At 45.5% G+C, this 759-nt stretch carries 1 protein-coding gene; it reads left to right on the forward strand.

Annotation, left to right across the window (positions count from 1 at the left end; genetic code table 11):
- A partial coding sequence (locus tag ABR854_RS25740) for an Ig-like domain-containing protein (protein WP_502881242.1) occupies positions 1-759 on the forward strand: 759 nt, incomplete at both ends.

A 759-nucleotide genomic window follows, 5' to 3' on the forward strand; every position in this document is an offset into this window, starting at 1 on the left:
GTTAGCACAACGAGAAGCACGGCAGTTGCAACGATCAATTCAATTCCAACCGCCAGTGCAACGGGAGATACGGAGTGTGTAGGTTCAACGATAAATTTGACATCAAGTGGAGGAAGTACTTATTCATGGTCTGGTCCAAGTGGTTTTGTAAGTACGCTTCAAAACCCAAGCATCAGCAATGCCCAAACAACGAATGGCGGAATTTATACCGTAACGGTAGCAAGTAGTGCGGGTTGTAGTGCAACAGCAACAGCGAGTGTAGTAGTAAATATCATTCCAGCGGCACCAACAAGTGCAGGCGGTAATCGTTGTGGTACAGGTAGTGTAACAATGACCGCAAGTGGCTGTTCAGGAGGCACGATCTCGTGGTACAGTTCATTAACAGGTGGTACAGCCTTAGTGACCGGAACAACTTACACTACCCCAAGCATCTCGACAACGACGACCTATTATTTAGAATGTAGCTTAAATGGCTGTATTAGCACAACGAGAAGCACGGCAGTTGCGACGATCAATTCAATTCCAACCGCAAGTGCCACGGGAGATACAAAATGTGTAGGTTCAACGATAAATTTGACATCAAGTGGAGGAAGTAGTTATTCATGGTCTGGCCCAAGTGGTTTTGTAAGTACGCTTCAAAACCCAAGCATAAGCAATGCCCAAACAACGAATGGCGGAATTTATACAGTAACGGTAACAAGTAGTGCGGGTTGTAGTGCAACAGCAACAGCGAGTGTAGTAGTAAATATTATTCCAGCG

Source organism: Emticicia sp. W12TSBA100-4 (genome assembly GCF_040253585.1).
Classification (GTDB): domain Bacteria; phylum Bacteroidota; class Bacteroidia; order Cytophagales; family Spirosomataceae; genus Emticicia.